Raw genomic sequence first — 25,019 nt, forward strand, 5'->3', positions numbered from 1 at the left:
GCCCGGCCAATCCGGGCTTCAGGAGCCTAAACAGATGTCGTCTGAACATACCAACGAGCATTCGCATGGTGCTGTTCTATCCCTTGATGATGCGGTCCGGCTTCCGCGCATTGCTATTGAAAGGGTGCAACCGCAGGTTGAGTCGGGTCGGTTCGCAGCCAAGGCTATTCAGGGCAGACCCGTTGAGGTCTCCGCCGTGGTCTTTTCCGACGGTCACGACAAGCTCGGTGGGCGCCTGATCTGGCGCTCGATCAGGGATGACGGCTGGCAACGTGTGCCACTGGAATTCCTTGCCAACGATGTGTGGCGAGCCCGGTTCGTGCCTGATCAGCTGGGGCGAATGGAGTTTGCCATCGAAGCCTGGGTGGATACCTACGCAACCTACTGCGACGAGTTGAAAAAGAAATTTGCCGCAGGTGTCCCGGTCCCGCTGGAGCTGGAGGAGGGCGAGCAGCTGCTGCGTCAGGTCAAGCAGCACGCGCCATCCGAGCAGGTCAGCGTGCTCGACGATGTGTTGCGCCAGCTGGCCGAGACTTCTGAAGTTGATGACAAAGTTGGCATCATGCTGGCACCGCAAACCGTTGACGCAGTGATCGCCAGCGAATCGCACCCGCACAAAGTGCGCAGCGAGGCCTACCCGGTAGAGGTGGATCGACGCGCTGCGGAATTTGCCAGCTGGTATGAACTGTTTCCCCGTTCCGTGACAGATGATCCGCAGCGCCACGGGACGTTTCGCGATGTGATCGAGCGGTTGCCGGATATCGCCGCGATGAATTTCGATGTGCTGTATTTTCCGCCGATTCATCCAATCGGTCGCACCCACCGCAAGGGCCCTAACAACTCGCTGATTGCGGGGGAGAATGATCCCGGCAGCCCCTATGCCATCGGTAGCCACGAGGGCGGACACGAGGCGATTCATTCGCAACTGGGTACGCTGGATGACTTCCACGCTCTGGTCGAGGCCGCCCAGGCACACAAGCTGGAGATTGCGCTAGATTTCGCGATCCAGTGCTCGCCTGATCATCCCTGGCTCCAGGAACATCCCGGCTGGTTCAGCTGGCGACCGGACGGCACTATTCGGCACGCCGAGAACCCGCCGAAGAAGTATGAGGACATCGTCAACGTTGATTTCTACGCGGACGACGCGGTGCCATCGCTGTGGGCAGCCCTGCGCGATGTGGTGCTCGGCTGGGTCGAGCATGGCGTAAAAATGTTCCGGGTCGACAATCCGCATACCAAGCCCATGCCGTTCTGGGAATGGTTGATAGCCGATATCCGGGACCGTCATCCTGACGTGATTTTCCTCTCTGAAGCCTTCACCCGGCCGCCCATGATGGCCCGCCTGGGCAAGCTCGGCTTCAGCCAGAGCTATACCTATTTCACCTGGCGCAATACCAAACATGAGCTGCAGGAATTCTTCACCGAGCTCAATCAGCAGCCCTGGCGTGATTGTTATCGGCCGAATTTCTTCGTCAATACGCCGGATATCAATCCGTACTTTCTGCATGAATCGGGGCGAGCCGGCTTTTTGATCAGGGCCGCCCTGGCAACGATGGGCGCGGGGTCCTGGGGCATGTATTCAGGCTTCGAGATCTGTGAGTCTGCCCCGGTTCTGGGCAAGGAGGAGTATCTCGATTCGGAGAAGTACGAGATCCGTCCGCGCGATTACCATGCCCCAGGCAACATTGTCGCCGAGATCACCCATCTCAACCGTATCCGCCGCGCCAATCCCGCATTGCAGACGCACCTGGGATTCCAGGCCTACACCGCCTGGAATGACAATATTCTGTATTTCGGCAAACGCACCGAGGATCTTCAGAACTTTATCCTGATCGCCATCAGCCTGGATCCACGCAACGCCCAGGAAGCGCACTTCGAACTGCCGTTGTGGGAGTTCGGCTTGCCCGAAGATGCCGAGATGATTGGCGAAGACCTTATGACCGGCCATGCCTGGACCTGGTATGGCATGACCCAATGGATGCGTATCGAGCCATGGAACCAGCCCTTTGGTATCTGGCGTCTGCGGCCGTTACATCAGAGAGACCAATAATGCCAAAAAAACAACGTAGTGCAGCCTTTATCGATGACCCACTCTGGTACAAGGACGCGGTCATATATCAGGTGCACGTCAAGTCGTTCTTCGATTCCAATAACGATGGTATCGGGGATTTTCAGGGGCTGATCGCCAAGCTTGATTACATCGCCGACCTGGGTGTGAATACCATATGGTTGCTACCATTTTACCCCTCACCGCGACGCGATGACGGCTACGATATTTCCGACTACCGCAAGGTGCATTCGGATTATGGCCGGATGGCCGATGCCAAGCGCTTCATTGCCGAGGCGCACAAGCGTGGCCTGCGGGTTATCAGCGAGCTGGTCATCAATCATACGTCGGATCAGCACCCCTGGTTTCAGCGTGCTCGCAGGGCCAAGCCGGGATCGGCGGCGCGCAATTACTATGTGTGGTCCGATACGGACGAAAAATACGACGGCACGCGGATCATCTTTCTCGATACCGAGACGTCAAACTGGACCTGGGACCCGGTCGCCGGGCAGTACTTCTGGCACCGTTTTTACTCCCATCAGCCGGATCTGAACTTTGACAATCCGCAAGTGCTCAAGGAAGTGCTATCGGTCATGCGTTTCTGGCTGGATCTGGGGGTCGATGGTCTCCGTCTTGACGCCATCCCCTACCTGATTGAGCGCGACGGCACCAATAACGAGAACCTGCCCGAAACCCATGTGGTGCTGAAAAAGATCCGCGCGGAACTGGATCGCCTGTACCCCGACCGTATGTTGCTGGCCGAGGCGAACCAGTGGCCGGAAGACACCCAGATGTACTTCGGTGGCAACGAGGAGGGCTTGGGTGACGAGTGCCACATGGCCTTTCATTTCCCGCTGATGCCGCGCATGTACATGGCGATCGCTCAGGAGGATCGTTTCCCGATCACCGACATCCTGCGCCAGACGCCGGACATTCCGGCCAACTGCCAGTGGGCCATCTTCCTGCGCAACCATGACGAGCTCACGCTGGAAATGGTGACCGACCGCGAGCGCGATTACCTGTGGAATTATTACGCCGCGGATCGCCGGGCGCGCATCAATCTGGGTATTCGTCGCCGGCTCGCACCGCTGGTTGAGCGGGATCGCAGGCGTATCGAGTTGCTCAATAGCCTGTTGCTGTCGATGCCCGGTACGCCGACGCTGTATTACGGTGATGAGCTGGGCATGGGCGATAACATCTTTATCGGCGACCGCGATGGTGTGCGCACGCCCATGCAATGGTCAGCGGACCGTAACGGTGGTTTCTCCCGTGCGGACCCGGCCAGTCTGGTATTACCACCGATTCAGGATCCGTTGTATGGCTATCAGACCATCAACGTCGAAGCGCAGTCAGCTGACCCGCATTCGCTGCTCAACTGGACGCGGCGGATGCTGGCGGTGCGCAAGCAGCAGCAGGCCTTCGGCCGCGGTACGCTGAAAATGCTGGCACCGCCCAACCGGCGGATTCTCGCTTATCTGCGTGAGTACACGGATGAACAGGGTCAGACAGATACGATTCTTTGCGTAGCCAACGTGTCCCGAGCTGCCCAGGCGGTAGAGCTCGATCTCAGTCAGTATGTCGGTAAGGTGCCAGTCGAGATGATCGGCGGCAGTGCCTTTCCGCCCATCGGCCAGCTCAGCTACCTGTTGACGTTGCCGCCCTATGGTTTCTATTGGTTCCTGCTGGCAGAACAGACGCAGATGCCTAGCTGGCACGTCGAACCTCCAGAGAGGATGCCCGAAATGGCGACCCTGGTTCTGAAACGACAACTTCAGGAAGTGCTCGATGAGCAGCCGCTCAAAATCCTCGAGAAGGAGACCTTGCCGGCCTATCTGCCCAAGCGGCGCTGGTTTGCCGGAGCGGGAGCGCGGCAGCCAAAGGCGCGTATTCTGTATGCGGTTCCCTTCGGGGACAGCGCCCATCAGGCGTTGCTCAGTGAGGTTGAGGTCAAGACCGGTGATCAGGTCGACTACTATCAGTTGCCGCTGGGTTTCATCGGAGAGGACGATAGCAGCGTACTGGCCGAACAGCTGGCGATGGCGCGCATCCGTCGTGGGCGCCAGGTCGGTTTGCTGACCGACGCCTTCACCATGGAAAGCTTCATCCGCGCGTTGATCAAGCAGCTGCGTGACGGGCAATCTGTCGAGACCGAGCGCGGGGCATTGGCCTTCCAGGGCAGTGAAGCCTTGTCGTCGATGGAGTTTGAGGATGATGTCGAAATCCGATATCTGTCCGCCGAGCAATCCAACAGCTCGGTCATCATCGGCGGCAGGATGGTGCTCAAACTGATTCGGCACGTACACGCAGGTATCCATCCTGAACTGGAGATCGGTGCCTATCTGACCGATCGCGGCTTCGAAAACTGCGCGCCGATGCTGGGTCAGGTCACCCGCACCGACCCCTCCGGCGAACCCTACGCACTCATGGTTCTGCAGGGTTATCTGGACAACCAGGGCGACGCCTGGCAATGGACCCTGGTCACCCTGGACCGCGCAATCCGCGACCAGATGGCTGGCGGTATATCGCAACACGAGAACCAGTACGGCGCACTGACCGAGCTGGAGGAATTCTCCGCAGCGCTCGGGCAACGCCTGGGCGAAATGCACGTTGCGCTTTCGTCCCCCACCGATAATCCTGAATTCGCCCCGGAGCCTACCCGCGAGGAAGACACGCAGGGATGGGCACAAAGTATCCGCGAGCAGCTCAAGTCTGCCCTGGGTGCCCTTGAAGGCAGCGAAGCCCAGCTGGATGAGGAGGACGTTGCTCTGGTTCGCAGTCTGCGCAAACAGCAACAGCGCCTCGATCAGCAGATCGACAAGCTGGCGGCGAAAGCGGTCGGCGGGTTGCGTTTCAGGGTCCACGGTGATTTGCACCTTGGCCAGGTTCTGGTGGTCAAGGGCGACGCCTATCTGATTGACTTCGAGGGGGAGCCGTCCCGTCCATTGCAGGAGCGCCGCGCCAAGCTCAGCCCCTACAAGGATGTGACCGGCGTGCTGCGCTCGATCGATTACGCCGTCGCCATGGCATGCCTCAACGCCCAGAGCACGGACAGTTCTGACGAAGCCGAACAGAGCCGCGAGGAGATCGTTCGCGATTATCGAAACAGATCGACCGCCGCCTTCCTGCAGGCCTATCGGCAGGCCGCAGCCGAGATTGCACATGACTGGGCCGACGCTGATGGTGAAAACGCAGCGCTCACTCTGTTCAGTCTGGAGAAGGCTGCCTACGAAATTCTTTACGAAACAGAGCATCGTCCGACCTGGATAAGCGTTCCGCTTAACGGTCTGGCCGAGCTCGTTCAGCAGCTTGAGGACAACTTATGATGGATAGCCAAACGTCCGACGACGATCTTCGCCTGGCGGAAGTCGATACCCAGGCGCTGGTACGGGCCGAACACTGGAACCCCTTCGCAGTACTCGGTCCGCACGAAATTAACGGGCGAATAGTCGTACGCAGTTATTTGCCCAACGCGTTGAGCGCTGAGCTGATCGACGCAGAAAGCGGCGAGGTGCTGGGGCAGATGGAGCAGCCGCAGATTCCGGGATTGTTCGTCGGGCGCTTGCCGGATCGACGTGCATACCGACTGCGCATTCGCTGGGCCAGCGGTATGCAGGAAACAGAAGATCCGTACTGCTTCGGTCTGCTGCTCGGCGAGATGGATATGTATCTGTTCGCCGAGGGCAATCACCGTGACCTGGGACATTGCCTTGGCGCGCAGGTAATGAATATCAACGGCGTCGATGGGGTCCGCTTTGCGGTCTGGGCGCCTAATGCGCGCCGTGTTTCGGTGGTTGGTCCCTTTAATAGCTGGGACGGTCGCCGCCATCCGATGCGCCAGCGACATCCCTCCGGGATCTGGGAGCTGTTCGTTCCGCGCCTGCAGCCTGGTGAGGTGTACAAGTACGAAATACTCGGCCAGCACGGCATTCTGCCGCTGCGCGCGGACCCGGTAGCGCTAGCCACCGAAGCGCCCCCCGCCACGGGCTCGGTGGTCGCAGACCCGCTGCAGCATCACTGGCAGGATCAGGAATGGATGGCGCAGCGGCCTGAACGGCAGTCGCATTCCGCCCCGATGTCGATTTACGAACTGCACGCCGGCTCCTGGCAGCGTGAAGACGGTGATGGCCGTTTTTACAGCTGGCATGAACTTGCCGAACGCCTGATTCCCTATATCAAAGATCTGGGATTCACCCATATCGAGCTGATGCCGATCATGGAACACCCGTTTGGAGGCTCCTGGGGATATCAGTTGCTCTCACAGTTCGCGCCGACCGCGCGGTACGGCACGCCGCAGGATTTCGCTGCGTTCGTGGATGCCTGCCATTGCGCCGGTATCGGGGTGATTCTTGACTGGGTTCCTGCGCATTTCCCGACTGACGAACACGGTCTGGGACGTTTCGACGGCACCGCACTTTACGAATACGAACATCCGTTCGAGGGTTTCCATCAGGATTGGGACACCTATATCTACAATCTCGGACGGACCGAGGTGCACGGCTTCATGCTGGCTTCGGCGTTGCACTGGCTACGTCAGTTCCATATCGATGGGCTGCGCGTGGATGCCGTGGCATCGATGCTTTATCGGGATTATTCGCGCAAGGATGGCGAGTGGATCCCGAACAAATACGGTGGCCGGGAAAACCTCGAGGTGATCGACTTTCTGCGGCATCTCAACGATGTAGTAGGGACCGAAGTCCCCGGCGCGCTGGTGATCGCTGAAGAATCCACCGCCTTTCCGGGCGTGAGTCATCCGACCCGGGAAGGGGGGCTCGGCTTTTCCTACAAGTGGAACATGGGCTGGATGCATGACTCGCTCACGTATATGGCCGAAGAAACCGTACACAGGCGTTATCACCACCACCAACTGACCTTCGGCTTGCTGTACGGCTTCACTGAGCAGTTCATTCTGCCGATCTCGCACGACGAAGTGGTGCACGGCAAGAAGTCCCTGCTGGACAAGATGCCCGGTGACCGCTGGCAGAAATTCGCCAACCTGCGTCTGTACCTGAGTTTCATGTGGACGCACCCCGGCAAGAAGTTGTTGTTCATGGGCTGTGAGTTCGGATCTTGGCGCGAGTGGAACCATGACCACGAACTGGACTGGTATCTACTGCGTTATAACGAGCACCAGGGCGTACAGACGCTGATGAAGGAGCTGAATCGCGTTTACCGTGAGGAGCCGGCCATGCATCAGCTGGATGGCAAGGAAGCTGGTTTCCAATGGCTGATAGGGGATGACGAGGCCAATAGTGTCTATGCCTGGTTGCGCAAGGGTGAAGCGGGAGCGCCGTTACTGGTGGTTCATAACTTCACTCCGGTGCCGCGCAATAATTACCGGATTGGTGTGCCTTTGGAAGGCGCCTGGACAGTGTTGCTCAATAGCGACGGCGAGCAGTACGCCGGCTCCAACGCGGGCTGTACCACGGAGACCATGACCGAGGATCAGGTCGCCCATGGTCAGCCGGTATCGCTGGTACTGGATCTCCCGCCGTTAGGCACGCTCATCCTGCGTCCGCAGGCGGGTGACATCGTCTGACTGTGCGCCTTGCGGGTCGGGTTTGTTTGTCCCGGCCTGCTTGCGCAGGGTTTTAGCGCGCTTTTCTATTACCAGGTACATGATCAGCGCGATGGACAACGGGAACAGAAAGTAGATAGCCCGATAGCCGATCAGCGCCGCAAGCAGGGTGCCTGCGGGGATCTGATGCTGAAGCAGCGCCAGAAAGACCGCCTCCAGCACGCCCAGCCCGGCCGGAATGTGCGTCACCACCCCCGCGATACTGCTGACCATCAGAATGCCCAGAATAGACGGAAAGAACGCTTCTTCGGGCAGCAACATATAAATCAGCCCTGCCATCAGCGACCAGTTGACCGCACCGAGCGTAGCTTGCATCAGCGCAAGCCGCAGCGAGGGAAGTTCGATCTCGTGGTCACGCCATTTCCAGATGCGTTTGGACGAGAATCGGCAGGCCAGCAGGTATGCCAGCGACACCGCCAGCAGGGCGAAGCCGATCAGCTGCAAGGTCGTCGTGCCGATGGCCCAGTTCTCTGGCAGCTCCATAAGGCGCAGCGAAAACACCGTCCCGGCAAGGATCATGTAACCTACCCAATTGGCCAGCAGGCTGATACTCAGAACACGCGTCACAGTCGCGACACTCAGCCCCAGCCTGGAATAAAGCCGGTAGCGCAACGCAATGCCGCCCACCCAGGCGCCAAGATTGAGATTGAAGGCATAACAGACGAAGGCCGTCGGCAGCACCTGCGTGACCTTCAGTTTGTGACCGGTATAGTAACGCCCCAGCAGATCGTAGCTGCTGAACACCAGATAGCTGGCCAGCGTGATGGCGGCACCTGCCAACAAGGTCGGCAGGCTATAGCTCTGCAGGGCCTCTTTCACTTCCTGCCATTCGACATTCTTGATCATGTTGAACAGCAGAACCGGGATTACGATGAAAAAGAACAGTGTGACCCCGCGTTTGAGCCAGGTGATTCTACGAGCGCGTTTATCGTTCTTCGGGGATGCTTCAGAGTGGTTTTTCTTCACGGTGACTTCTCTTGGCTGCAGGCTAGCTCCGGATTTGTGGCGTCCGTATCGACCGGCGTTACTTCGTCCGTTACAGGTTCCAATCGGGGGGTATGCGCGGGCAGCCAGCCGATGATGGCCGGGAAATGACGCAGGAAGTGGAAGCTGGCTGAAATCAGCGGAGCCCGCCACCAATAGCCCCTCGCAGCGACCTTCAGGGTAACCGGCTGGCATTTGCTGTTGCCCAGCTCGACAAGGTGCTCATAAAGTTGCTGGTTCAGATCAGCGTCGCGAATGAACAGGTTCGCCTCGAGATTGAGCGAAAGACTCAGGGGATCAAGATTGCTGGAGCCTACGGTGCACCATTCCTTGTCGACCAGTGCGATCTTGGCGTGTAGCGGCCGCTCGCAATATTCGTGGATGACGACACCGTCGCGCAGCAGATAGTTATATAACAGCACCGACAGCGCCCGCACCCATGCCCGGTCCGGTTGGCCCTGCAGGATCAGTGTCACTTTCACCCCGCGGCGTGCGGCATTGCGTAACTCCCGCAAAATCCGGTAGCCGGGAAAGAAGTAGGCGTTGGCCAACAGCAAGCGGTAATTGGCGGACCGTATCGCGCGGATGTACTGCTCTTCAATGTCGGTGCGGTGGGTCTGGTTGTCCCGGATTGACAGCAGGATGCGCGCGTTACCGGCACGTGCCGTAACGGGTTGGATTGCCGGCAGCGGCTCGGTGACCGGGCTGTGCTGGAGGATTGCGCGGCTGGCGCGGTGCAAGTCAGCCACGATGGGTCCGCGTACCTGCACCGCATAATCCTGTTTGGCCAGCGGACCGAAATCTGCGAGATGGTCAGCGCCAAAATTGATGCCACCGACGAAGCCGACCTCAGCATCGATAACGATTATCTTGCGGTGCAACCGGCGGAACAGATTGGTGCGCATGCCCAGCAGGCGAGGTCGCGGATCAAACATCTGCATGACAATACCGGCTGCGGCGAGCTCGGCGATATAGTCGCTGCTCAGTTCTGCAGTGCCGTAACCGTCCACGATCATTTCCACGTGGACGCCACGCGAGGCCGCCTCAATCAGCGCTTCCTTCAGATCCTGACCTACCTTGTCGTCAAAAACGATGAAGGTTTCGAGCAGGATTTCCTTGCGAGCGGCGCGAATGCACTCAAACACGCGGGGGAAGAATTCTTCACCATTGATAAGCAGCTCGACGTCATTGCCTTCCTGCCAGTTGAATCTCATAGTCGTACCTCGACAACCAGGGGAGCGTGATCTGATAAATGAGACCACGGCCGTTGTGAAAGTACTGCAGGCGCATGGGTCGTCGCGTTGCGCACGTAGATGCGATCCAGACGCAGCAGCGGCAAGCGCGCCGGGAAACTTTTCGCCGGTTTACCGAAGGCGTTGACGAAGGCTTCGGTCATGCCGCATTCGTTCATGATGCGGTCGGCGCGCAGGCGCCAGTCGTTGAAATCGCCAGCAACGATAACCGTTTCGTTAGCCGGCAAGCCTTCAAGAAATTTGCTCAACAGGCGCAGCTGCTCATCCCGGTGCGTTTCGCGCAGGCCCAGATGCACGCAGATGGCATGCACATCGCGCTGTCCCGGTACGTCGAGTACCGAATGCAGCATGCCGCGTTCCTCGGTGCCGCTGATGCTGACATCAAGATTGTCGTAGCGCAGAATCGGAAACTTGGACAACAGCGCATTGCCATGGTCGCCGTCCGGGTAGACCGCGTTGCGCCCGTAGGCAAAATCCGGCCACATGGTATCGGCGAGAAATTCGTATTGTGGCGTATCGGGCCAGTTCTGCCAGCGTTCGGCATGTACCCGGTGCGCGCCTATCACCTCCTGCATGAACACAACATCAGCCGATGTGGTGTTAACCGCGTCGCGCAACTCCGGCAAAATGAAGCGCCGGTTGAAGAAGGTAAAGCCCTTGTGTACGTTCGCGGTCATGATGCGTAGGGAATGTACCGGTGGGGCGAGTTGAGTTTTGGCGTGGGCGGAATAAGACGCTTCGGTCACTGCTTGGCTCCCTTGCCTTCGTCCGGCAACTGCCCCGGTACGACTTCCAGTTTCTTCGCCTGGCCCAGCTTTTCCAGCAACTGGCGGGCATCGTAGGGGGCACGGACTTTGATATCGTTGTCGAAATAACAGTACAGATCACAGGCCTGCTCGGCCGTGTCGGGATGCGGCGCAATGAGCGTGGCATCCTTCGGCTGGCGGCCTTTGACCCATAGCTTGATGCGTTTCTTCCAACGTTCGAGCGCTTCGTCGGAGTAGCCACTGCTGTACAGCTCCTTGTCACCGTGCAGGCGGATGTAGACGAAGTCGCTGGTGAGGTCCTCGTGATAGGGCCATTTGCCCGCGGTGTCAGCGACCACCAGTGCGATTTTCCGGCTGCGCAGCAGCTCGACGAAATCCTCATCGAGCCCCTTCGGATTACGAATCTCGACGGCATGGCGCATGCGGCGTTTCGCGCCGATGTCCAGATAACCCGGTTTTTTCAAGCGTTCGGCGCAGCCCTTGGCGAGGCTGGCTGCGTCGTCGGTATTGCGCGGCAAAAGCTCGAGAAAATCCTTGAATTGCTCCCGATCGAGTTTGAAATTCGCGGGGAACTGCCACAGCATCGGTCCGAGTTTGTCACCGAGGTGCAATGGGCCTGATGCCAGGAAATTGGCCAACGGCTCCTCGATATCGCGGAGCCGTTTGGTGTGAGTGATAAAGCGCGGACCCTTCACACTGAAGACGAAACCCTCAGGTGTTTCCCCGGCCCAGCTGGCATATCGCTCGGGCGTTTGCAGCGCATAGAAGGAGCCATTGATTTCGATGCTGTTGACCGCTCGCGAGGCGTATTCCAGCTCTCGGCGTTGCACCAGCCCCTCAGGATAGAAATCCCCTCGCCAGGGGCGGTAGCGCCAACCGGAAATCCCGATGCGAATATCGCTCATTCAGCGTCTCTTTACTGCCGATGACGTGTTCAATACTTGGCTGGCGGGTCGCTGGCCGGAAAAGACTCATCGATTGTCTCGTCAACGCGGTCTTCTTCGTCTTCGGGGTGCTCCAGATTCTCTCGTGACCCACGGTCCGGATCGGGTAGATCTTCGGGCCGGATATCCTCGTCTTTTTTCGGCGGCGTAACTGCTTTCATACTGGAACCTCGCAATAAGCTGAACGAATCACAGATCAATACAGACCTCTTCCTTCGGACTTGAGGGCGCGGTGACGGTTCAGTTTTTTTGTGGCCGGCGAATCTGGACCGCCGCCGAAAAAGTAGCACGGCGGGGGTGAATTTAAGGTTCTGCTGTGGCTGCCTTGGTCGGCTATCTGAGTGGCTGAAGCCCAGAATTGCTTCTTTTTGGAATGGTAACCAGCCGCCGCTCGGACAGTTCCCTTGGCAAAAGGGGGCTAGGGGGATTAACTTCGGCGAGTTACCTGGCTGATTTGGAGCTGGTCGCCCGCCGCCTATCAGGGCTGCGCAGACGCCGTGAACCCGTCCCTGGGGGCTTGGTGAAAACATCCCTGTTTTCAACACTTGCTCCACCCTGACAGCCGGCAGGCTTGAATGAGCATTGGCGTGAGGTGGAAATTAAAACCGCTTTGGTTTTCCTCTCAGGCAACTCCAGTGTTCATTGCGAAGCGAGGCGACGGGGCTGAGCCGACCGTGCGATGACATGGATGTCATCGACGAGCTTACAGGGAGGTACTTGCAGCGTGTCGGCGCAGGGCTGTCGGCTTGCGGCAGCTGACTCTGGTGAACCACCCAGCGAACTGCTTGGAATTTGTTTGAATCGGTGGGTATTGCCGCCGACACGGCCGGAGCAGGGCGCCCGCCGGCTGTCAGGATGGCGCAAGACGCCGTGAACCCGTCCCTGGGGGCTTGGTGAAAACATCCCTGTTTTCAACACTTGCTCCACCCTGACAGCCGGCAGGCTTGGATGAGCATCGGCGTGAGGTGGAGCAATACCGAGCTCACTGCTGCGGCTATCAGGTAATCACCACACCCTAAACAAACACAACCTCGAACGGCTGCTGCATGCGTTCCAGCATGGCGGGTGTCAGCGGCGGTGCGAGGCCGGCCTCGGGGTCGCCGCTGAGTTGACTGGCAAAGGCCTGGATAGCATGGCGTTTACGCGCCTGGGTCCAGCGGTCAAGATGAATCTTGCACGCGCGTTTCCAGGGAATCCGCGGATCCTCCGGGCTTGCCCATTGCCAGGCAAAAACCGGAACTTCATGCACCGCGCAACCGATCTCCGCGCCGACCGCGAGGGCCGCCAGGGCTACGGCCTGGTGGTCGCTATGGCCGTCATCTCGCCAGGGCGTGAATACCACATCGGTGGGGCGAAGATAAGTGCGGAGAAATTCAATCAGGGCAGGTTGTCGACCAGCTAGCTCCGCGTCAGGGAAGCCGCCATGAATCCATTGCAGATGATTCATCGACAGCCCCAGACGCCGCAAGGCTTCGGCGCTTTCCTGCGGGCGGATAATGCCGAGCCGCTCCGCCGTCCAGAGCCTGGAGCCAGGGTGGCTGGCACTGCCGTTGGTGATGGATACCAGCATCAGGTTGCGTTGCTGCCGGGCGAGCAATTGCAGGAGCCCGCCGCAGCCAAGCACTTCATCATCCGGGTGGGGTGAAATGATCACTGCGCGCGCATGTGCCGGAACCAGCTGTTCGCAAGCGATTACCGGGACCGACGCCATACGCTCCGAGCTCTTCCAGGCATGCAGCGGGGAGCCATCCTTGGTGATATCAAAGTTCATCGTGTTCCCAGCTCCGTAGGAGAGTCAGCGCTATTAATACCCGAGGTTGGCCCGAAGCCTTACCGCTGGTCCTTGTGTTGCAACTCGAACAGCAGCAATGAACGGCTGGTCACCGCAAAGTCGCTATCAAATTCATGATGCTCGATTCGTCTGAGTTCAGGCCTGTTGGTATCGATCAGGCACACCCAGCCAGATCCTTGGGCAACCTCTGGTAGTAAAAAGTTCACCGTCTCGTGATGCGCATTCATGATCAGCAACAGCGTGGCATCCTCGCCGCCCCGACGGATACCCGTTGGTTGGGCGCGGCCGTCCATCAACATGCCGAGGCAGCGGCCGTTGGTGTCATGCCACTGGTCTTCTGACATCTCTTCGCCTTCGGGGGTCAGCCAGGTGACATCCTTGACGCCGAGGTCCTCGTTGTAATGGCCGACAAGAAAACGACCGCGGCGCAATACCGGGTGCGCCTGGCGCAGAGCGATCAGCCGGCGGGTGAAGCTGAGCAGTGCGGAGCCTTCTTCGTCCAGCTCCCAATCGATCCAGCCGATCTCGTTGTCCTGGCAATACACGTTGTTGTTGCCATGTTGAGTCCGACCGAATTCGTCGCCAGCCAACAGCATTGGTGTGCCCTGGGAAAACAACAGGGTAGCGAGCATATTGCGCATTTGTCGCAGGCGCAGCTCGTTGATTTCCTCGTCGTCCGTGTAGCCCTCGACACCGTGGTTCCACGACAGGTTGTTGTCACTGCCATCTTCGTTGTCTTCGCCGTTGGCTTCGTTGTGTTTGTCGTTGTAGGTGACGATATCGCGTAGAGTGAAGCCGTCGTGGGCGGTGATGAAGTTGATCGAGGCGTTCGGCCGGCGACCGCGCTGGTTGAAATGGTCTCCCGAGGCGGTGAGGCGGCTGGCCATGTCCGGCAGCTTGCCCTCGTCGCCACGCCAATAGGCGCGCACGTTGTCGCGGAACAGGTCATTCCACTCCGACCAGCCCGGCGGGAAGCCGCCCACTTGATAGCCTCCGGGGCCAACATCCCAGGGCTCGGCAATCAGTTTGACCTTGCTCAACACGGGATCCTGGCGACAGGCGACCAGAAAACCGTGGCGCTCGTCATAGCCGTCGTGATGCCGCGCTAGAATGGTGGCCAGATCGAAGCGGAAGCCATCCACCCGCATCTCGGTGGCCCAGTAACGGAGCGAGTCGGTGACCATCTGCAGCACGCAGGGGTGGCCGAGGTCCAGCGTGTTGCCAGTGCCGGAGTCGTTGATGTAATAGCGCTTGTTGTCCGGCATCAAGCGGTAGTAACTGGAGTTGTCGATGCCGCGCATGGAGAGGGTGGGGCCCATCTCATTGCCTTCGGCGGTGTGGTTGTACACCACATCGAGAATCACTTCGAGGCCGGCATTATGCATGCGCGCGACCATTTCCTTGAATTCGCTTATCTTGCCGCTGGCGAGATAGGGTGCATGCGGCGCGAAGAAGGCGATTGTGTTGTAACCCCAGAAATTGGAGAGTCCCTTTTCTTGCAGGTGCGGTTCGTTGACAAAGGCATGAATCGGTAACAGCTCGACGCTGGTGACCCCAAGCGAGCGGATATGCTTGATGACTTCGTTGTGCATCAGCCCCGAAAAGGTGCCACGTGAGGACTCAGCCACGGCGGGATGCTGCATGGTGAAACCGCGCACGTTTGTTTCGTAGACGATGGTACGGTTCCAGGGAATGCGCGGATGATGCTGATTTCCCCAGGTAAAAGCCGGGTCTATGACCTTGGCTTTGGGGACAAAGGGCGCGCTGTCTCGTTCATCGAAGCTCAGATCACCGTCCGGCGAGCCGATGGTGTAGCCGAATAGCTCATCGGTCCATTCCAGCTTGCCTACCAGTTGCTTGGCGTAGGGATCGATCAACAGTTTGTTGTGATTGAAACGGTGTCCGGCTTCCGGCTCGTAGGGGCCGTAGACACGGTAACCATAGATAACCCCGGGATGGGCATCAGGGAGATAACCGTGCCATATCTCGTCGGTATATTCGGGCAGCTCGATGCGTTCCAGTTCAACCTGACCGCTGCTGTCGAACAGGCAAAGCTCGACCCTGGTGGCATGGGCCGAAAACAATGCGAAGTTGACGCCCAGACCGTCCCATGTCGCGCCCAGAGGGAAGGGCGAGCCTTCGGTGACGCGGGACGTCTGCTTGAATTCGGGTACCAGTGGAGTGGCTTCGTTGTGTTGCCTGCTCATGCTCTAACTCCTCAAAACCTGCCCGCGGGCAGGTTATTTACTCTTGGGCGCTTTTGGCGTTTTGGGTGCCTTGGGGGTCTTTGGCACTTTGGGCTCTTTCGCTTCCTTGGTGGTCTTGGCAGCGGATGAGCGAGGAGCACGGGGTTTTTTCGGTGTGCCCGGGCCAGTGGGTGCGCCCGGCACCGCCACCGGTGCTTCGGCCTCCGGCGACAGGTTGGCTTCGGTGGGTCTGGTCACCTTGCGATTGCGTACGGCTGGTCTGGCCGCTTCCTGATTTTCGGCCTCGACCAGTTTGCGGGCCATTTCCCAGTGCCGGTCATGTTTGCCGGTGGGTCGCCCTTCGGACTCCCAGATCTGGTAAGCGAATTCGCGGATGCGTTCTTCATCTGCGGTCATAACAGGAACTCCTGACAATGTGGAGTGGAACAAAGAAGATTTACTGGAAAGTCAGCCAGCACTTCAGACAGTGCAATGCTGCCCGCGTCAGGCTCGATGGCGCGCGTGGAAAACACACCGGTCAACGCGGCCTCACTAAGCGGGCTGGGCAGGCGGACCCGAGTATTCCCCCACTGCTCGGGCGGAATGTGCGGAGTGTCGTGCTCGGCGAGCCGATCGGATGAATGCAAGGGCGCGACGATGATCATGTAATCTCCTTCATAGCGTCGCGCGAATGCGATAACACGGTCGGCGTGCTCGCCCTCGATCTCCAGCGGAACATAGGCCCCCCGGCTGAACATCTGCGGCTGGGCGCCACGTACAGCCAGAATGCAGCGCAGCAGCCATTGTTTGACGCGGCCATCGCGCCAATGTTCCACCAGCTCCTGCTTGTCTGGCAGGTGTTTCAGTGCGTTGACTCTGGCACTGAAATCAACCGGGCGACGGTTATCAGGATCGACCAGGCTGAAATCCCAGAATTCCGCACCCTGGTACAGGTCCGGTACGCCCGGAACGGTCATGCGTAACAGGCTCTGGGTCAGGCTGTTCAGGGCGCCGGCGGGGGCAATCGAGGCGGCAGCTGCGGCGATGTCCTCACACAGTTCCCGCGCGCCTGGATCGGTGAGCAGCCGGGTCAGAAATTCTCGACAGGCGGTCTCATAGGGCTCGTTGGGCGCGCTCCAGCTGCTGCGTAACTTGGCTTCGCGCAGGGCTTTTTCCTGCCAGCCGATGAGCCGTTGCAAATAGTCATCCATTTTCGCCGGTTCGCCTGGTTGCAGATCCAGCGGCCAGCTGCCGATCAGCGTCTGATACAGGATGTACTCATCCGCTGCGCTGGGGGCGACGCCATCCGCCAGTTCCTGACGCAGCGGAGCTGCGAGTGCCTGCCAGTCCTGCACCCGGTGGGCAAACCATTCGGCGCGCTCACTGAGAACAGCCAGCCGCGCACGGGTATCTTCGCCACGCTTGTTGTCGTGAGTAGCAGTGGTCAGCAGGTTTTCCGGGAAGTGAATCAGCCGATCGAGGCAGATCTGGTGGAAGCTTTCCAGTGGCGCGCTGAAGTGCTGCGGGTCATAGCCGACGTCGTAGCGTGACAGCAGCACACCCGCGCGATAACAGGCTGTGTCCTCGACTGCCTTGGCCGCGGCCGGCGAAGTCAGCTGCTGAAACCGGGCGAGAATCTTCTCTCGCAGGTGGCGTTCATTGCCCGGTGGAAGTTCGCGCAGGGGTTGCCCGCCAAGCCACCGATCGAGCTTGTCGAGAATGGGCCAGTCCGCTTCCGACAGTGCTTCGCGCGCGCCTTCGTAGGCCTGCTGAAAAAACGCCTGGTCGGTGTGGGAGCGTCCGCACGCGCCGGCATAGGTCCGGTACACCGGGAAATGCGCCACCAGTTCGGTCAGTGCCCGGCGTATCGAACCCAGGGTCAGATCGCGGGTGTCGATATCCTGTCGGGCTATCTGCAAGAGCCCCTGTGCCACGGTTTCCAGGTCGCCGGCGAGGGAGCTGGCCAGCACCAGCTTGCGCGCCTCATACACTTCGACCATGAAATCCGCCGGTCGGCCGCTCAGTTCGGCCCACAGCTCCGTGAGGACGGCCTCACCGCGGGGATCGTGTTGCAAAAGCGACACCTGGTTCATGAATTCATAGCCGGTGGTGCCATTGACACCCCAGTCATCGGCCAGGGTTTCGCCTTCAGCAATGATCTTCTCTACATAGATCGGAAACTGCTCGCCGAGCAGGTCAGCCGGACGCTTTTCGAGCAGGCTGTTGACGCGCCGGCGTAGCTTGCGACAGTAGGCGCGGGGATTAGCCAGCCCGTCTACGTGATCGATGCGCAGCCCATTGATCCAGCCCTTTTCGATCATCTCGAATATCTTGGCATGGGTCGCCTCGAAGACGGCCGTATTCTCGACCCGCAACCCGCCCAGCTCGTTGATGTCGAAGAAGCGCCGCCAGTTGATGTCGTCTGACGCGGTCCGCCAGCTGGCGAGACGATAATGCTGCCGTTCGAGTAGTTGGTGCAGCTTCTCCTTGCCCTGCGGCGTTTGTGGATCAAAACGCGCGAGCGCCGCTTCGATGGCCTTCAGCGTGTCGGTATTGGCCGCCTGAATTGACAGGTCGCGGCGCAGCACCCGGGCCGCTTTCCATGCGCCAGCGGTATTTTCCAGCTCGGCGAATTTGCTCGACAGCGCGACCAGGGTCGCATCCTCACTTGCCTGTAATACGTCGGCGTAGGTCGGCGGATACAACGGAAAGCGGTGGTCATAGTGGCTGGCATACAGAGCGCCTTCCTTCTGATCGAAATGCACCTCGATTTCGCCGGTGGCGAGCACTTCGCCGTAATCCGTGCGCAGAAAGGGCACCAGCAACTGACCATGCATCAACGGGTCCTGTGACTGCCACTGGATGTCGAAGAACTGTGCGTAATGGCTCATCGGGCCCCATTCCAGCACGTCGAGCCACCAGGGGTTGGCATCGCCGCCCACCGCCATATGATTCGACACGATGTCGAGGATCAGCCCCATGCGGTGGTCCCGCAATTCGTTGGCCAGCCGCTCCAGCGCAGCCTCGCCTCCCAGTTCAGGATTGATCCGGGTCGGATCGACGACGTCGTAGCCATGCATCGAGCCGGGTCGGGCGGTGAGCAGGGGTGAGGCGTAGAGGTGGCTGATGCCCAGCCGGGAGAAATACCGGACCAGAGGTACCGCGTCGTCGAGGGTGAAGCCCTTGTGAAATTGCAGTCTTAGCGTCGCCCGCAGATCATTCATGGTGTGCTGTTCCGCTTGAAATGTATTGCTTTTGATCAAGGCTTGCTGCTGCGCGATTGCGCCGAGGCGCGAGCAGTCGCCAGGCGTTGCAAGCGGCCCTTGACCTGTTTGTCCTCCAGCATGAGCCGCGCTGCCATTGGCCAGCGGCGGCGCCAGTTGGGATGTTCGTTGCCTGGCCCCGGCAGGTTGGGTTGCTCTTCGCTGGCCATGGCATCTTCAATGGGCAACAGCGCCAGCGAGGCCGGCGTGCTGCCGATGAACTCGATGCTTGCCTCGAGTTTCTTGCTCAGTCCCGCCTCGGTCACATCGAGGCAGCCGGCTTTGGTGAGTGCTGCGGTCAGCGCGCGTTTTTCCTTTTCCCGTTCCGGGCGGTCAGCCTCGGTCTGCTCGGCAGAACTGTGGCCGGCCTCGAGTCGCCAATCGATATCGCGACCCTTTGACCACCCGCACAGGCTGGGTAAATCATGCGTTGTGGTTGTGGCGAGTGCGTCTCTGGGCCATTTGCCGGGCGGTATGAAGCGCCCTTCGTCCTGCTCGAACAGCAGTACGCGCATTCCCAGAATGTTGCGGCTGGCAAGTTCTTCACGCAGTCCCGGCGGGACGGTGCCGAGGTCTTCGCCGATAACCAGCGCGCGGTGGCGCCAGGCCTCCAGGGCGATCAGCCGTAACTGATCCTGGAACGGATAATCAAGGTAGGCGCCCTGGTCAGGCGAGGCGCCATGGGGGACGATCCATAGACGTTTCAGGCCCATCACATGATCGATGCGGATGCCGCCAGCGTGCGCCAGGTTGGTCTGTAACATTTCGATGAAAGCGCGGAAACCGTTAGCGCGCAGGCCGGAGGGAGAGAACGCCGATATCCCCCAGTTCTGACCCGAGCGGTTGAGTATGTCCGGCGGAGCGCCAACGCTGACAGAGGGCAGAAATTCTGCCTGACGTGTCCAGGTCTGGCTGCCGGAGCCGTGGGCACCGACGGCCAGATCGGCGATCAGCCCCAGGCGCATGCCCGCATCGCAGGCGGACTTTTGGGCGCTGCGCAAGCTACGGTCGATGAGCCACTGGGCAAATACATGAAATCCGACCTCGCTAGCGTGTTCACTGGCGAAGCGTTCGACTTCTGCACTGTGGGGGTTGCGAAAGGCTGGCGACCATTGCCGCCAGTCGCCTGGCTGACCGTTAGCAAGCATATACCCGTGCAGGGCCTCGAAACGGCAGTGCTGGGCCAGCGCTTCGCCGCCCTGATCTTCGAAGCGGGTCAGATCCTTGTGGAGTTCACTCTGGGTCCCGGTGAAATTGCGGTATAGCTGGCGCAGCAAGGTCAGCCGCACCTGTGATGCCGCTGGCCAGTCGATCAGATCCAATGCTTCGAGCCGCTGCATTTCCGCAGCCAGATCGCACTCGGCAATAGCCTGCGCTACCGCCTGCTCGCCCAGAACGCTGGCCGGCGCCGAGTGCAGTATGTTGAAGAACATGCGACTCGAGGGGGAGTAGGGGCTGTAGTTACCGGTATCGGCACTGAACATCGCATGGACCGGACTCATCGCCAGGGTATCTGCGCCGGCAGCGGCAGCGCTTTTTGCCAGGTCGGACAGGGCCGCGGTATCACCCAGCCCGCCATCACCGTCGCGCCGCAGCGAATAGAGCTGCGCAGTCAGGCCCCAGAGATGCGCATTGGTCTCGCCGGTCAGTTCGTCAATACTGGGGCAGGCAGGCGGTGCAGTGGCCAGGATAATCCGTTCGTCGCTGATTTCCAGCTGATGGTAACCCCAGTCCGCGATAGCCGGCAGCGCTCCCGAGGCGTCCAGTTTACCCTCGCGGGATTCGCCATTCTCCAGGGTGAGCCGGAATGCGGTGCCGGGGCCGAAGTGGGGCGTCAGCGAGAGTTTCTGACCTGCTTCGAGGGTCATCAGAGGAGCCAGCTCCTTGCCGCTCTGCTGGTCCTCCAGATGCGCCAGGCTCTGCCTGATCTGCGCGTCGTCGCCAGTGGCGTGGCCGAGTGCTTCCAGCAGATTGCGCTGGACCTCCACTGACACCTGTTGTTCTTGCTCGAAGGCATCAGTCCACTCGATATTGATACCGGCCGCTCTGGCCAGCTGAGTTAGCAAGGTGTCGCTCATGCTGCAGGCTCCAGAGAGGCCAGGGTGCTGCGAGGCCCAAGCACGCCGGTCTGCGGTTCACCATTGTAGGCAAACAGTATCTGGGCGGTTTCCGCTAGCGGATCGCAAGTGACGTAGGCGTCGCTGAGATTGATATCGATCCGCAGCAGGCTGCCATCCCCCATCTGCCAGGACGCTGACACGGCATTGTCGGCCAGCACGCTGGTACCGGCAAAGCGCGCACCGGCGAGACGCGGGATGATGTGTTGATGGCGCAGCTCCAGCAGGCTGGTATAAAAGTCGCGCCAGTGCTGATACTCGGGCCGGCTTATGGCGACATAGTCGGGACGCGATGCCGAGAAGGTTTCAACGGCGTTGGGATCGGGAATCTTGCGCTCGGGATGTTCGGCAAACAGCGAGAACTCACTGAACTCCTTCTGCCGCCCTTCACGCACCGCCTGCGCCAGCTCTTCGTTATGGTCGGTGAAGTACAGGAAGGGTTTCTTCGAGCCCCATTCCTCACCCATGAATAACAGCGGCACCATGGGGGAGAGCAGCATAAGCACAATGGAAGCCTTGAGGGTGCTCTCATCGGCCAGTCTCGTCAGGCGCTCGCCAAAGGCGCGGTTACCAATCTGGTCATGATTCTGAAGGAACAGCACGAAGGACGAAGGCGGCAGATGGCCGCTGGGCTCGCCGCGGCTGGAACCGTGCCGCGAGTTCTCGCCCTGAAAGATAAACCCTTCACCCAGGCATCGGGACAGCTTCAGGGTTGGCTCTTCGACGAAGTCGGCGTAATAGCCTTCCTGCTCACCGGTCAGCAGGGTGTGCAGTATGTTGTGCGCATCATCGTTCCATTGGGCGTCGAAGCCGCGTTGCAGCAGATTGGCCGAGTTATCCTCGTTCTCCAGCACGAGATGCACATGGCGATCCGGACCTGCCGCGTCGCGTACCCGCTGCGCCAGTTCGACCAGAAAATCCTTTTCGCTGATGGCATGCACCGCGTCGAGGCGCAGGCCGTCCACACGGTAGTCGGTGACCCACATCAGCGCGTTTTCGCAGAAGAAATTCCGGACTTCGGGGCGCCGGAAGTCAATTGCAGGCCCCCAGGGCGTCTCGATGTCCTGGCGGAAAAAATCACCGGCGTAGTGACCAAGGTAATTCCCGTCGGGGCCGAAGTGGTTGTAGACCACATCGACATAGACCATCAGCCCTAAAGCATGGGCAGCATCGATCAGGCTTTTCAGCTTTTCGGGCGTGCCATAGGACGAATCCGGGGCGAACGGCAGTACCCCATCGTAGCCCCAGTTACGCGCGCCTGGAAATTCCCCCAGCGGCATCAGTTCTACCGCAGTAATGCCCAGCTTTTGCAGGTAGGGCAGATAAGCCTGGACGCCTTTGAACCCGCCGAGCAAACCGACGTGCAACTCGTAGATGATGGTCTCGTGCCAGGGCCGTCCCTGCCAGGCAGCAGTCTGCCAGTTGAAGGCGTCGTGGTCGACTACCGAGCTGAAGGCGTGCACATCGCCAAGTTGAGCGCGGGATGCGGGATCGGGCACACGCAGGTCGCCGTTGATGATGAAGCGGTATCCGGTCCCGGCCGGGCAGGGTACCTGCCCGCGGAACCAGCCGTCTGGAGTGGATTCAAGGTTATGGATCGCACCGCTGACGAGCTCAACCGATACTTCGCGTGCATCAGGAGCCCAGAGACTGAAACGGGTCTCGCCGTTGGCCAGCACCAGTGCGCCATGGGTGGGCGCGGCTGCCATCAACTCCGCCTCCCAACTTCAGCCGCTAGCGCGCGGGATACGCGTTCGCGGACCAGGCTGCGGTATAACTCGTCGTAGGGCTTGACCGACTCGGCCCAGTACATCGGCGACATCATGGCGCGGCGACGCATGGCATTCATCAACTCTGGATGCTGGTGGATATTGATGGCGCGCATGACCGCATCACGGTAGCTGTCCGCGGTGGCGTCACTGAACAGGAAGCCGGTAACGCCGTCTTCGATGGTGTCCACCAGGCCACCGGTACGGTGGGCTATTGGCAGCGAGCCAAAGCGTTGCGCGTACATCTGGCTGAGGCCGCAGGGCTCAAAGCGCGAAGGCATGAGCAGGAAATCACTGCCGGCGAACATGCGCCGGGCATCCAGCTCGTTGAAGCCGATGTTGACTCCGATCCGGCCCGGATACTGAGCCGCCAGCTTGACCATCTCCGCTTCCAGCGCAGGTTCACCGCAACCGATGATCGCGATCCGTCCGCCCGCCGCGACGATATCGCCGGCAATGTCCCGGGTCAGGTCGATGCCTTTCTGATGCACCAGGCGCGACACCACAACGAACAGGGGGCCGTCGCTGTGATCCAGCCCGAAGGTCTGTTCGACGTAGCGGGCATGCTCGGCCTTGCCTTCCGCTTCGAGGTCGGTAAAGCCTTCGATCAGGTGGGGATCGCTGCCCGGCTCCCAGCTGCGATCGATGCCATTGGTGATGCCGGTCAGGCGGCCCTCGATCGCGCGGCGTCTGAGCAGGCCATCAAGGCCACAGCCGGCTTCTTGCGTGGTGATTTCCTGGGCATAGGTCTTGCTGACGGTGGTGATATGGCTGGAATAGGCGATACCGGCCTTGAGAAAGGACAATTTGCCGTAAAATTCGAGCCCTTCGGACACAAAGGCCTGGGCAGGAATCCCCAACTCGGGCAAACATTCGGCATCACACAACCCTTGATAGGTGAGGTTGTGGATGGTGAATACGCTAGGCGTTCGCTCGCCTCGCAGCGCCATATAAGCAGGCGCCAGCGCGGCGGGCCAGTCATTCGCGTGCACCAGTTGGGGGCACCAGCTGATTCCGGCATGCCCCGAAGCAAGGTCGGCAGCCGCCAGGCCGAGGCGCGCAAAACGGATATGGTTGTCCGGCCAGTCACGTCCCTGGGCGTCACCGTAGGGGTTGCCTTCACGCTCGTAGAGTTCAGGACAGATGAGTACGTAGATGATCAGCCCGTCGGCCAGATCCATGCGTCCGATCCGGCATGGCGGGATAGCCGCCCGACCCTCTACCTTGCCAACAATTCTGATCGGATGGCCGCTGTCCATGACCTGGCTATAACCGGGTATCACCACGCGTATATCGTGAAATTCGGCAAGCGCGCGTGGCAGCGAGGACGATACATCACCCAGCCCGCCCACTTTGATCAAATCGGAAAACTCCGATGTCACAAAAAGGACTTTCTTTTTCTGGTTCTGCTGACTTTCCACATGAAGTTGTGGCCGGACTTTTAGCTGAGCCGGATCGGCGGATCGCACTGTTGAAACAACATTTCCCATACTTCATATCCTCCGGATAGACGTGCGTCTGGCGAGGCAGCTCCTGTCTGAGTGCTGTGCACTTGTTCGGTGCGCAGTGCTGACCACACCATCCATGGCAGAAGGCCTCTGATCCGCGCGCTATAAGCAAGGGGGGCTGCTGCTGCGAATAAAAAATCCGCTTACTTTGATGACCTGTAATAAGGGGCTTAGTTCCGGTTTTGAGAGGCAGTCGACAGAAGGACAGGGCCGGAACTTTGGCACTTGCGATTGCCTCTTATTCAGACAGCGCGCAGGTATTAACGAAGGGGCCGGGCAAACATGCAAAGTGTCAAAGTGGTGATTGATTTCCTTAAATCGCATCAACTGAAACTGGCTACTGCCGAATCCTGTACGGCGGGCCTGATGGCAACCAAACTGGCCGATATTCCCGGATGCGGTGCGGTATTTGAACGCGGATACGTGGTGTACGCACCGGAGGCCAAGAATGATTGTCTGGGCGTCAGTTTCGATACCATCGATGAGCACGGTCTGACCAGCGAACCGGTGGCCAGGGAAATGGCCCTCGGCGCGCTGCGCAACAGCCAGTCCAACATGGCAATAGCCGATACCGGTGCGGCGGAAGCGGAGGATGAGGAGCTGGACGGCACAGTGTGTTTTGCCTGCGCGCTGATACTGGACGGCCGGGAGCATGTCGTCAGCGAGACGAGGCAGTTTGACGGCAGCCGTAATCAGGTACGCGAGCGTGCCGCGCAGTACGGGCTGTTGAGAATTCCCGAGTATTACCGGCAGATGCTTGAAGAATGAAGCGCCGTTGAATGCGCTCGGGCTGATCAGCATGGCTGCGGCTTGA

16 protein-coding genes are annotated in these 25,019 nt (G+C 59.7%); 4 read left to right on the plus strand and 12 right to left on the minus strand.

Annotated elements, in window-relative coordinates; all coding sequences use genetic code 11:
- The first annotated feature begins 34 nt into the window (after positions 1-34).
- The 3 genes from G3M63_RS08460 to glgB are packed head-to-tail and all read left to right on the plus strand — an operon-like array spanning position 35 to position 7,583.
- A complete protein-coding gene (locus tag G3M63_RS08460; RefSeq protein WP_163982603.1) occupies positions 35-2,050 on the plus strand; it encodes an alpha-1,4-glucan--maltose-1-phosphate maltosyltransferase in 2,016 nt (671 codons plus the stop codon).
- Positions 2,050-5,370: a maltose alpha-D-glucosyltransferase gene (treS, locus tag G3M63_RS08465; protein ID WP_163982605.1), complete on the plus strand. Its 3,321-nt coding sequence runs from the start codon at positions 2,050-2,052 to the stop codon at positions 5,368-5,370. The genes G3M63_RS08460 and treS overlap by 1 nt, the downstream gene beginning before the upstream one ends.
- Positions 5,367-7,583 carry a 1,4-alpha-glucan branching protein GlgB gene (gene glgB / locus G3M63_RS08470; protein ID WP_163982607.1) on the plus strand — a complete coding sequence of 739 codons (2,217 nt, stop codon included), beginning with the start codon at positions 5,367-5,369 and terminating at the stop codon, positions 7,581-7,583. Before treS ends, glgB begins: the two co-directional genes overlap by 4 nt.
- Here glgB and G3M63_RS08475 read toward each other — a convergent pair.
- From G3M63_RS08475 to glgA, 12 genes are all read right to left on the minus strand, one after another.
- Positions 7,539-8,588, minus strand: a complete 1,050-nt coding sequence (locus G3M63_RS08475) for a lysylphosphatidylglycerol synthase domain-containing protein (RefSeq protein WP_256669984.1) — start codon at positions 8,586-8,588, stop codon at positions 7,539-7,541. The genes glgB and G3M63_RS08475 overlap by 45 nt on opposite strands.
- The gene (clsB, locus tag G3M63_RS08480) at positions 8,585-9,820 is read right to left on the minus strand and encodes a cardiolipin synthase ClsB (RefSeq protein WP_163982609.1); all 1,236 of its coding nucleotides are present in this window, start codon (positions 9,818-9,820) and stop codon (positions 8,585-8,587) included. The genes G3M63_RS08475 and clsB overlap by 4 nt, the downstream gene beginning before the upstream one ends.
- A complete protein-coding gene (locus tag G3M63_RS08485) occupies positions 9,817-10,536 on the minus strand; it encodes an endonuclease/exonuclease/phosphatase family protein (protein ID WP_150301917.1) in 720 nt (239 codons plus the stop codon). Before G3M63_RS08485 ends, clsB begins: the two co-directional genes overlap by 4 nt.
- Before the next feature lie 65 nt (positions 10,537-10,601).
- On the minus strand, positions 10,602-11,531 hold the full coding sequence (locus G3M63_RS08490) for a DUF72 domain-containing protein (protein WP_163982611.1): 930 nt from the start codon (positions 11,529-11,531) through the stop codon (positions 10,602-10,604).
- A gap of 29 nt (positions 11,532-11,560) precedes the next feature.
- Positions 11,561-11,731: a hypothetical protein gene (locus G3M63_RS19400; RefSeq protein ID WP_178100957.1), complete on the minus strand. Its 171-nt coding sequence runs from the start codon at positions 11,729-11,731 to the stop codon at positions 11,561-11,563.
- Positions 11,732-12,585: 854 nt separating this feature from the next.
- Positions 12,586-13,341 carry a PIG-L deacetylase family protein gene (locus G3M63_RS08495; protein WP_150301828.1) on the minus strand — a complete coding sequence of 252 codons (756 nt, stop codon included), beginning with the start codon at positions 13,339-13,341 and terminating at the stop codon, positions 12,586-12,588.
- 59 nt (positions 13,342-13,400) lie between these two features.
- Positions 13,401-15,569: a glycogen debranching protein GlgX gene (gene glgX / locus G3M63_RS08500; RefSeq protein ID WP_163982613.1), complete on the minus strand. Its 2,169-nt coding sequence runs from the start codon at positions 15,567-15,569 to the stop codon at positions 13,401-13,403.
- Positions 15,570-15,602: 33 nt separating this feature from the next.
- A complete protein-coding gene (locus G3M63_RS08505) occupies positions 15,603-15,965 on the minus strand; it encodes a DUF2934 domain-containing protein (RefSeq protein ID WP_150301826.1) in 363 nt (120 codons plus the stop codon).
- On the minus strand, positions 15,962-18,772 hold the full coding sequence (locus tag G3M63_RS08510; protein ID WP_163982615.1) for a malto-oligosyltrehalose synthase: 2,811 nt from the start codon (positions 18,770-18,772) through the stop codon (positions 15,962-15,964). Before G3M63_RS08510 ends, G3M63_RS08505 begins: the two co-directional genes overlap by 4 nt.
- A gap of 35 nt (positions 18,773-18,807) precedes the next feature.
- Complete coding sequence (gene malQ, locus G3M63_RS08515) at positions 18,808-20,889, minus strand: 4-alpha-glucanotransferase (RefSeq protein ID WP_163982617.1); 2,082 nt, start codon at positions 20,887-20,889, stop codon at positions 18,808-18,810.
- Entirely contained in the window at positions 20,886-22,637 is a 1,752-nt protein-coding gene (gene treZ, locus G3M63_RS08520; RefSeq protein ID WP_163982619.1) for a malto-oligosyltrehalose trehalohydrolase, read from the minus strand. The genes malQ and treZ overlap by 4 nt, the downstream gene beginning before the upstream one ends.
- Positions 22,637-24,187 (minus strand): glycogen synthase GlgA, encoded by a 1,551-nt coding sequence (gene glgA, locus G3M63_RS08525; RefSeq protein WP_163982621.1) that lies wholly within the window; start codon positions 24,185-24,187, stop codon positions 22,637-22,639. The genes treZ and glgA overlap by 1 nt, the downstream gene beginning before the upstream one ends.
- Positions 24,188-24,487: 300 nt before the next feature.
- On the opposite strand from glgA, the gene G3M63_RS08530 reads away from it, so the two are divergent.
- Entirely contained in the window at positions 24,488-24,973 is a 486-nt protein-coding gene (locus G3M63_RS08530) for a CinA family protein (RefSeq protein WP_163982623.1), read from the plus strand.
- Positions 24,974-25,019 lie beyond the last annotated feature (46 nt).

Origin of the sequence: Pseudomonas sp. OIL-1 (assembly GCF_010669185.1) — a bacterium.
Lineage (GTDB): Bacteria > Pseudomonadota > Gammaproteobacteria > Pseudomonadales > Pseudomonadaceae > Halopseudomonas > Halopseudomonas profundi.

Excerpts from the sequence above, each read along its gene's own strand:
- G3M63_RS08460 (WP_163982603.1), top strand. The coding sequence starts at position 35 with ATGTCGTCTGAACATACCAACGAGCATTCGCATGGTGCTGTTCTATCC.
- treS (WP_163982605.1), top strand. The coding sequence starts at position 2,050 with ATGCCAAAAAAACAACGTAGTGCAGCCTTTATCGATGACCCACTCTGG.
- glgB (WP_163982607.1), top strand. The coding sequence starts at position 5,367 with ATGATGGATAGCCAAACGTCCGACGACGATCTTCGCCTGGCGGAAGTC.
- clsB (WP_163982609.1), bottom strand. The coding sequence starts at position 9,820 with ATGAGATTCAACTGGCAGGAAGGCAATGACGTCGAGCTGCTTATCAAT.
- G3M63_RS08485 (WP_150301917.1), bottom strand. The coding sequence starts at position 10,536 with ATGACCGCGAACGTACACAAGGGCTTTACCTTCTTCAACCGGCGCTTC.
- G3M63_RS08490 (WP_163982611.1), bottom strand. The coding sequence starts at position 11,531 with ATGAGCGATATTCGCATCGGGATTTCCGGTTGGCGCTACCGCCCCTGG.
- G3M63_RS19400 (WP_178100957.1), bottom strand. The coding sequence starts at position 11,731 with ATGAAAGCAGTTACGCCGCCGAAAAAAGACGAGGATATCCGGCCCGAA.
- G3M63_RS08495 (WP_150301828.1), bottom strand. The coding sequence starts at position 13,341 with ATGAACTTTGATATCACCAAGGATGGCTCCCCGCTGCATGCCTGGAAG.
- glgX (WP_163982613.1), bottom strand. The coding sequence starts at position 15,569 with ATGAGCAGGCAACACAACGAAGCCACTCCACTGGTACCCGAATTCAAG.
- G3M63_RS08505 (WP_150301826.1), bottom strand. The coding sequence starts at position 15,965 with ATGACCGCAGATGAAGAACGCATCCGCGAATTCGCTTACCAGATCTGG.
- G3M63_RS08510 (WP_163982615.1), bottom strand. The coding sequence starts at position 18,772 with ATGAATGATCTGCGGGCGACGCTAAGACTGCAATTTCACAAGGGCTTC.
- malQ (WP_163982617.1), bottom strand. The coding sequence starts at position 20,889 with ATGAGCGACACCTTGCTAACTCAGCTGGCCAGAGCGGCCGGTATCAAT.
- treZ (WP_163982619.1), bottom strand. The coding sequence starts at position 22,637 with ATGGCAGCCGCGCCCACCCATGGCGCACTGGTGCTGGCCAACGGCGAG.
- glgA (WP_163982621.1), bottom strand. The coding sequence starts at position 24,187 with ATGGGAAATGTTGTTTCAACAGTGCGATCCGCCGATCCGGCTCAGCTA.
- G3M63_RS08530 (WP_163982623.1), top strand. The coding sequence starts at position 24,488 with ATGCAAAGTGTCAAAGTGGTGATTGATTTCCTTAAATCGCATCAACTG.